We start from the raw sequence: 8,590 nt of genomic DNA on the forward strand, positions 1-8,590 counted from the left end.
TCTATGTAAAGTATGATAAGAGTTTAAAGGCTGTGAGGGCATTTTAACTATTTCCCATGCAATATTAATTTTTCTTTTTCATCCCATGGAATTGGTTTTCCTGAAGCTTTATCGATTTGAACAATCGTGCCTCTACCCGTGAAACATGGTTCGTTATTTTCGTTTTTTGCTAGATAGTGAATATCGATGGATGAGTTTCCGATTCGTGCTGCCTTTACATAGATTCGAAGAGTTTCATCAAAATATACTTGTTTTAAATAATCACATTGTAAATCCGCCACAACAGGAATTTTCGTTATTTCCCCTGTGAAGCTGGCAAAACCTAAATATTTCAAAAATTCAATCCGTGCATATTCAAAATATGCAAAGGTTACCGTATTGTTCAAATGTCCAAACATATCGGTTTCCGAAAATCTTACCTTTACCTCGACATAAAATTCGAATTGTTCCTCCCATTTTTGTGGATCTTCAATATAACTTGCTTTCATGTTCGATAACCCCTTCCCCTTTATTTTCCCTATTCTCCCTTTATCATTTTGCTATGGCCATTGAACTAGTAATTCAGCTCGGAAAAGCCAACGGTCATAACTTCTTTTAAGTCCACACGATCATGATGATCCCAATTGGAATCCATCAACTGAATTTAGTGAAACTTAAGGAAGTAAAATGAATAGCGGTTCATTAAATTATAGCAAATCTAGTCCATTTACATAAAGGGGGAGCCGTGACCTTTTTGTCTATGTCGACATTCTTTGAACTAAATTTACGCCATTCGACAAAAAAGTTCCTTTGACTCTACTGAAATGAATGGAAAACAAATAGAAGAAATTAACGATCAAATGTTACAACCCTTTCCTCTGTAACATCGTTCTATCTTATGCAAGACATAATAAAAAGGGTATCTAAAAGTCATAAAAAGACTTAGATACCCTTCATATTTTTTGAAAAGGATTTGTTTCCTATTTCTCCTTCTTCAAGAAGCCAAATGATTAGTCAACCATGTGGTCTGAACCGAAGAAGTTACGGAACATTTGAACAGTTGTTGCACGGTTAAGTGCTGCAATAGAAGTTGTTAATGGAATACCTTTTGGACATGCAGCTACACAGTTTTGTGAGTTACCGCAGTTTGCAAGGCCACCATCACCCATAATTGCATTTAAACGTTCGTCTTTAATCATTGCACCTGTTGGGTGTGTATTGAATAGACGTACTTGTGATAATGGAGCTGGTCCGATGAATGAAGCTTTTTCAGACACGTTTGGACATGCTTCCATACATACACCACAAGTCATACATTTTGATAATTCATATGCCCATTGACGTTTACGTTCTGGCATACGAGGACCTTCACCTAAATCGTAACTTCCATCGATTGGAACCCAAGCTTTTACTTTTTTAAGCGCATTGAACATACGGCTACGGTCAACTTGTAAGTCACGTACAACTGGGAATGTTTTCATTGGTTCTAAACGAACAGGTTGTTCCAATTGATCAATCAATGTTGAACAAGATTGACGTGGACGACCATTAATAACCATTGAACATGCTCCACATACTTCTTCAAGACAGTTCATATCCCAAGTTACAGGAGTAGTTTTTTGTCCATCAGCAGTAACAGGATTTTGTTGAATTGCCATTAATGCAGAGATAACGTTCATACCTGGACGATAAGGGACCTCAAATTTCTCCCAGCGAGATTGTCCACCTTCAGTATCTTGACGAAGGATTTCCATTTTAACAGTTTTTCCAGTTCCTACTGCTGTTGTCATGATTAATGACCCCCCTTATGTTTATGAAGAATAGTCACGTTTACGTGGCGGAATTAGAGAAACGTCTACTTCTTGATAAGAAATTTCAGGTTCGCCAGTTTGTGGGTTGAACTTCGCCATTGTTGTTTTTAAGAAGTTCTCGTCATCACGCTCTGGGAATTCTGGTTTGTAGTGAGCCCCACGAGATTCGTTACGTAAAAGTGCACCTTTCGTAATAACGCGTGCAAGGTATAACATGTTTTTCAACTGACGAGTGAAGTGAGCCCCTTGGTTACTCCATTTTTGAGTGTCGTTGATATTAATGTTTTCCCAACGTTGTAGTAATTCAGTAAGTTTATTATAAGTGTATTCAAGTTTGTCGTTGTAACGAACAACAGTTACGTTGTCAGTCATTAACTCACCAAGCTCTTTGTGTAAAAGGTATGCGTTTTCAGTACCATCCATTTTAAGGATAGCATCCCATCTCTCTTGCTCTTCTTTTACACGAGCATCATAGATTGATTGAGGAAGATCTTCCGCATGTTTCTTTAAGCCTTTTACATATTTAACAGCGTTAGGTCCAGCAACTGAACCACCATAAATCGCTGAAAGTAATGAGTTAGCACCTAGACGGTTTGCACCATGTTGTGAATAATCACATTCACCGGCAGCAAATAGACCAGGAATTTCAGTCATTTGATCATAATCTACCCATAGACCACCCATTGAGTAGTGAACAGCTGGGAAGATTTTCATTGGTAATTTACGTGGGTCATCCCCTACGAATTTTTCATAAATTTCGATGATACCACCAAGTTTAATATCTAACTCATGTGGATCTTTATGAGAAAGGTCAAGGTATACAACGTTTTCACCGTTAACACCTAATTTTTGGTTAACACATACGTCGAAGATTTCACGAGTCGCGATATCACGAGGTACTAAGTTACCATATGCAGGGTATTTTTCTTCTAAGAAGTACCAAGGTTTACCATCTTTATAAGTCCAAATACGTCCACCTTCACCACGTGCAGATTCAGACATTAGACGGTTTTTGTCGTCTCCAGGAATCGCTGTTGGGTGAATTTGAATCATTTCACCGTTTGCATAAGATGCACCTTGTTGGTAAACAATCGATGCAGCAGAACCAGTGTTAATGATTGAGTTTGTTGATTTACCGAAGATAATACCAGGACCACCTGTTGCCATAATAACAGCATCAGACCGGAATGAACGGATTTCTTCTGTTTTCATATCTTGAGCTACGATACCACGGCAATGACCTTCGTCGTCAAGAACAACGCCAAGGAATTCCCAATGTTCGTATTTCGTTACTAAACCATCTACTTCATAACGACGAACTTGCTCGTCCAACGCATAAAGTAATTGTTGACCAGTAGTGGCACCAGCAAATGCTGTACGGTGCATTAACGTACCACCGAAACGACGGAAGTCTAAAAGACCTTCTGGCGTACGGTTGAACATAACACCCATACGGTCAAATAAGTGAATGATACCAGGAGCGGCATCACACATTGCTTTAACAGGTGGTTGGTTCGCTAAGAAGTCCCCACCATATACTGTATCGTCAAAGTGGATCCATGGAGAATCCCCTTCACCTTTTGTATTAACTGCTCCATTAATTCCGCCTTGCGCACAAACAGAGTGTGAACGTTTTACGGGAACTAATGAGAATAATTCAACTTCAGTGCCTTCTTCGGCTGCTTTCATCGTAGCCATTAAGCCTGCTAAACCGCCACCTACGACGATGATTTTGCTTTTCGCCATGATTATTCCTCACTCCTCTTTCTTTGCTATAATACTGCCAGGAAATGTTACTATGTTATTATACGAATGCTAGAATTGCAGCAACACCAATGATACTTAATAGAACGAAGAAGATCATCGTTACATAAGTTGCAACCTTTTGTGAACTTTTCGATTGTGTAATACCCCAGCTCACTAAGAATGACCAAATACCGTTTGCTAAGTGGAATGTAGCAGCTAAAATACCTAAAATGTAGAATGCTAACATAAACGGATTAGCAACGATTTCTTCCATCATATTAAAGTCAACATCTGCACCAAGAGCTTTTTGGATACGAGTTTGGAAGATGTGCCAAGCAATGAAAATAACAAGGAATACTCCCGAAATACGTTGCAACATGAACATCCAGTTACGGAATGTCCCGAAGCGCTGTATGTTTGAAGTGGCAGTAAAAGCAATAAACACACCATATAAACCGTGGAATAGAATTGGTATGTAGATTACTACCCACTCAACAATTAACAATAGCCAATGTGGAACCAATTCCATAATCCCTATTGAATTGTTGTAGTTTTCTTCTCCACCAGTAGCAGTGAAGTTCAGTGATAAGTGAAACACTAAGAACAGACCTACAGGAATAATACCTAATAGTGAATGTAAGCGTCTCCAGTAAAACTCATGATTTTTTGACAAGACTATTACCCCCCCTAGTACTTTTAAATACCCGAGCCAATTTCACTTCACGATTTTGTAAAGGTTCATAGATTGACTGTGTATTTCATAATGGTACAATATTATGACATGTCCATTGTACTCTCAAGAATTACGAGCGTCAAGGTTGCATACAATTTTTTATCTCATCATTTCATTAAAAAATATGCGCTATCTCGGTAGAATTTTCTCTTTTAAAGAATATTTTACTTTCTTATACTAAATAATGAAGAAATTAAGAAAGAGGTAATTTTAAAATGACTCACATCCACAACACTGTCCCAGCATTTGGCTACGAAATTATTCGAGATTATTTACTTCCTACCATTCTTGGAAAACATGAAAAGGATGTTCTTTACTGGGCAGGGAAAGATTTAGCCCGCAAATTTCCATGTACTGATATTCAGCTCATTATCTCCTTCTTCCAAGACGCAGGTTGGGGCGTTTTAACCCTTGATAAAGAGGAAAAGGATGGCTACATATTTCATCTAACAAATGACGCCGACTTATTAAAAATCGAAGAACGTTCCTTCCGACTAGAAGCAGGCTTCATCGCTCAACAAATTCAAGCATTACAAGGTTGTCTTACAGAATGTTTCGACGAAAAACGTGAGAAACAACAACAAGTCGTCTTCACACTTAAATGGGATAAAAAAGAAAAAGTAGATTAATTCCTACATATTATAAAAGCCAATTCCAAAGACTACTCCCCTTCCATATCGACATGAAAGGGGATATCTATGGAATTGGCTTTTTAATTTACGTACTCTTCCACTAATTGAAACTCATCATGTAACACATTTGCTGCCCGGACCATTTCATCTTGCGGTACGACAACGGATACTTTAATCTCCGAAGTACTGACCATTTTCACTATTATATTTTCTTTGCGTAATCGATCAAACATTTGGGCAGCGACACCTGGATTGGAAACCATTCCTGAACCAACAATTGAAACTTTTGCTAAGCCTACTTCAAAATCGGCAAAACTAAATCCTAATTGGGCTTTATTTTGTTCTAACACTTTAATAGCTTCAGCAAAATCTTCTTTTGCAATGGAGAAAGATACGGTTGGTTTCACTCCATCGATAACTGCTTGAACGATAATATCTACGTCGATGTTAAACTTTGATAGAGTCATAAAAATATTCGCTAGAGAGGAATTTTCATAGGAATCAAAACCTACTGTTAACCGAATAATGTCTGCTTCATATGCTACACCACGAACAACTCTATTTTTCTCCATTTTTACCTCTCCTTTTATCCATGTCCCCTCGACATCGTTTGTGCTAGATCGAACGACGATCGGCATTTCATATTTTTTCGCTAGTTCCACTGCCCTCGGATGAACAAAAGTAGATCCTAAATGGGCCAGTTCAAGCATTTCATCATAGGTCACTTCTTTTAGTTTCCGAGCTTCCTTTACAACCGAGGATTCGGCTGTGTAAATTCCATCCTGCTCAGTTAATATTTCAACATATTCCGCATCTAGAGCTGTACCAATGGCAATTGCTGTCGTTTCTGGACCGCCTTCTCCTAAAGTCCACAAATCTTTATATTGATCATAACCTTGAGAACCTGCCACAATAGCTATTTCCCCGTTATGTATCCGTTCAAGAAGAAAATCGTGGTGTATTTGTTCAATTAATATATTTCCATTGGACTTCACCACTTCAATTCCTGCCTGCCAACCAGAAAGGGAAACTGCCTTACATCCTTTCTTTTCTAGTAAAATCGCTAGTAAACTACTAGCAACTTGCGTGTTAATCGCTTTTAGCGCATGACTTTCTCTATCAGCAATTCTTTCGGTAAAAATCGACGAATAAGGAAGTAATTTTCCTTCTAGTAATTCAATAGAAGGAACAACTACTATAGTATTTTTTCCATTGCTTCGATGCTTTAAAATTCGTTCCGCTAGTTTATCAATTCTTTCCGGTGTTAAAAGGGAAGAACTGTCGACTTTCACTACAATTGTCTCCATTGGTACACACTCCTTTTACAACTTTCGAAAAAGTGTATTTTTCATCAATTCAGAAAACTTATACATTCATTATACCATTTCAAAATAAAAGCAGCTTCTCACTGAGTGTGAAAAGCTGCCTCAAAAATATACCGATCACAGTAAAATCTTTTATGAGATAGCCCTCCAGAATCACTCTGACTGATTCTGACAGTCTTACACTTCTTAAATGCAAAACCAGCAAATAAATCTGAACAATGGATTTATCGCTTCGGCAAGTCTCCCTTTCACCACCTTTCCTAGGAATTGTTCATCCTCCAGATGGTTACTATTGAACCTTGCACCTCTATCATGTTCGTATTCATATTTAAACTTACAATAGCACACCGTTATTCCTTTGACAATGTGTCTTTATGAAAGTGATTGTAGATAGCCATTGCTGTTGAACTTGGAATATGGGCTTCCATTAATTGCTCTACCGATGATTCTTTTATTTTCTTAATAGAACCGAAATGTTTCAGCAACTGTTGTTTCCTTTTCGGTCCAACCCCTTCAATGCCATCCAAGACGGATTGGATCGCATTTGTTTGATGTTGTTGACGTAAAAATGTAATTGCAAAACGATGGACTTCATCTTGAATACGTTGTAATAAATAAAATCCATCACTCGTTCTTTTCATTTCCACTGGGATTGGAGGTTCTCCGTACAATAATTGGGATGTATTATGTTTATCATCCTTTGCTAAACCTGCAATGGGAATGAATAATCCTAATTCATCTTCAATTACCTCCCGCGCCACTTCCATTTGCCCTTTCCCACCATCAATAATAATTAAATCTGGCAATGGTAAGTTTTCCTTTAACACCCTTGAATAGCGACGTCGAATTACTTCTTGCATAGCACCATAGTCATCGTGCTTAGCCGTTTCCCGCAATTTATATTTCCGATATTCCTTTTTTGCCGGTTTTCCATCGATGAACACGACCATTGCCGACACAGTATCCGCTCCGTGCATATGGCTATTATCGAAGGCTTCAATTCGAAGAGGTGGGGCTATGTTCATGGCATTACCTAATTCTAAACAAGCCCCAACAGTTCGTTCTTCTTGCCGTTCAATTAATTGGAATTTTTCTCGAATGGCAATTTGAGCATTTTTCGTAGCTAAATCGACCAATTCCTTTTTCGAGCCTCGCTTCGGCGTAACAACTTTCATTTGTAAATAGTTTTCTAATAACGATTTTTCCACATTCGTCGGAATGAAAATTTCCTTCGGTTTAATATGCTCAGGTATATCGTAAAACCGACCGATAAACGTTTGGAATTCCTCTTCTGGTTCCCGGTATATTGGAAAGATGGATACATCCCTTTCAATTAATTTCCCTTGGCGTACAAAAAAGACTTGAACACACATCCACCCTTTTTCAACTGCATAGCCAAAAATATCCCGGTTCGATAAATCACCCGAAACGATTTTTTGTTTTTGCATAACCGTTTCAATATGGGCAATTTGATCTCTATATTCCTTTGCCCGTTCAAATTCTAAATTTTCCGCTGCATCGAGCATTTTCTGTTGTAACTCTTTTTTCACATCTTCAAATCCACCATTTAGAAACTTTGTAATTTCCTCAATCATGTCATCATAAACATGTTCTTCAATCTCCTTTACACAAGGAGCTAAACATTGTCCTAAATGATAGTATAGGCAAACTTTATTCGGCAGTTTCATACATTTTCGTAACGGATACAACCGATCAAGCAGCTTTCTTGTTTCATTGGCTGCCCCTGCATTCGGATAAGGACCGAAATATTTCGCCTTATCCTTTTTAACTTTCCGTGTAATTAAAATGCGTGGATGTTTTTCATTCGTAATTTTTATATACGGATAGGATTTGTCATCTGTCAACATGATGTTATATTTCGGGTCATGCAATTTAATTAAATTTAATTCTAAAATTAAAGCTTCCAATTCACTGGATGTGACAATGTATTCGAAGTCTTCAATTTCACTTACTAACAGCTGGGTTTTACCATCATGGGAGCCGGTGAAATAGGAACGAACACGGTTTTTCAGGATTTTAGCCTTTCCAACATAAATAATCGTTCCTTGACGATCCTTCATTAAGTAACAACCAGGCTCATCGGGTAAAATCGCCAATTTATTTTGAATTGTTTCATTCATTTATATCACCCTAATAAGGTTTTTATATTCATTATAAAGGTTTAAAGAGGCAGATGGGAGAAATAATAAGAAACTATAAAGGAAAAAATGGCGTAAAAAAGGGGGTTCTAAGTCAAATGTTGGGGTGAGCATTTAGCTCACTCCTAATTTATGCGACCCGAACATCTATATTTTTATATTGATGGTGTAATAACACCTTTAATCTGAATCGATCAAATCGTTT

Annotated in this window: 7 protein-coding genes and 1 riboswitch; of the genes, 1 reads left to right on the forward strand and 6 read right to left on the reverse strand. The window is 37.8% G+C overall.

Annotated features, from left to right (window positions below):
- Nucleotides 1-47 precede the first annotated feature (47 nt).
- The 4 genes from EC501_RS11075 to EC501_RS11090 form a co-directional block, all read right to left on the reverse strand.
- Nucleotides 48-488 carry an acyl-CoA thioesterase gene (locus EC501_RS11075; RefSeq protein WP_122972359.1) on the reverse strand — a complete coding sequence of 147 codons (441 nt, stop codon included), beginning with the start codon at nucleotides 486-488 and terminating at the stop codon, nucleotides 48-50.
- 501 nt (nucleotides 489-989) lie between these two features.
- Complete coding sequence (gene sdhB / locus EC501_RS11080; protein WP_122972360.1) at nucleotides 990-1,769, reverse strand: succinate dehydrogenase iron-sulfur subunit; 780 nt, start codon at nucleotides 1,767-1,769, stop codon at nucleotides 990-992.
- Between the two features lie 21 nt (nucleotides 1,770-1,790).
- The gene (sdhA, locus tag EC501_RS11085) at nucleotides 1,791-3,536 is read right to left on the reverse strand and encodes a succinate dehydrogenase flavoprotein subunit (protein ID WP_122972361.1); all 1,746 of its coding nucleotides are present in this window, start codon (nucleotides 3,534-3,536) and stop codon (nucleotides 1,791-1,793) included.
- Between the two features lie 58 nt (nucleotides 3,537-3,594).
- The gene (locus EC501_RS11090; protein ID WP_122972362.1) at nucleotides 3,595-4,209 is read right to left on the reverse strand and encodes a succinate dehydrogenase cytochrome b558 subunit; all 615 of its coding nucleotides are present in this window, start codon (nucleotides 4,207-4,209) and stop codon (nucleotides 3,595-3,597) included.
- Between the two features lie 275 nt (nucleotides 4,210-4,484).
- Between EC501_RS11090 and EC501_RS11095 the strand changes: the two genes are divergently transcribed.
- Complete coding sequence (locus EC501_RS11095) at nucleotides 4,485-4,898, forward strand: YslB family protein (protein WP_122972363.1); 414 nt, start codon at nucleotides 4,485-4,487, stop codon at nucleotides 4,896-4,898.
- 83 nt (nucleotides 4,899-4,981) lie between these two features.
- Here the strand turns inward: EC501_RS11095 and EC501_RS11100 are convergent, their stop codons facing one another.
- Together EC501_RS11100 and uvrC are read right to left on the reverse strand one after the other, a co-directional pair.
- The gene (locus EC501_RS11100) at nucleotides 4,982-6,208 is read right to left on the reverse strand and encodes an aspartate kinase (protein WP_122972364.1); all 1,227 of its coding nucleotides are present in this window, start codon (nucleotides 6,206-6,208) and stop codon (nucleotides 4,982-4,984) included.
- Nucleotides 6,209-6,358: 150 nt separating this feature from the next.
- Nucleotides 6,359-6,544, reverse strand: a riboswitch (Lysine riboswitch).
- Between the two features lie 32 nt (nucleotides 6,545-6,576).
- Nucleotides 6,577-8,367 carry an excinuclease ABC subunit UvrC gene (gene uvrC, locus EC501_RS11105; protein WP_122972365.1) on the reverse strand — a complete coding sequence of 597 codons (1,791 nt, stop codon included), beginning with the start codon at nucleotides 8,365-8,367 and terminating at the stop codon, nucleotides 6,577-6,579.
- Nucleotides 8,368-8,590 lie beyond the last annotated feature (223 nt).

This window comes from Lysinibacillus halotolerans, from assembly GCF_003711845.1.
Taxonomy (GTDB): domain Bacteria; phylum Bacillota; class Bacilli; order Bacillales_A; family Planococcaceae; genus Ureibacillus; species Ureibacillus halotolerans.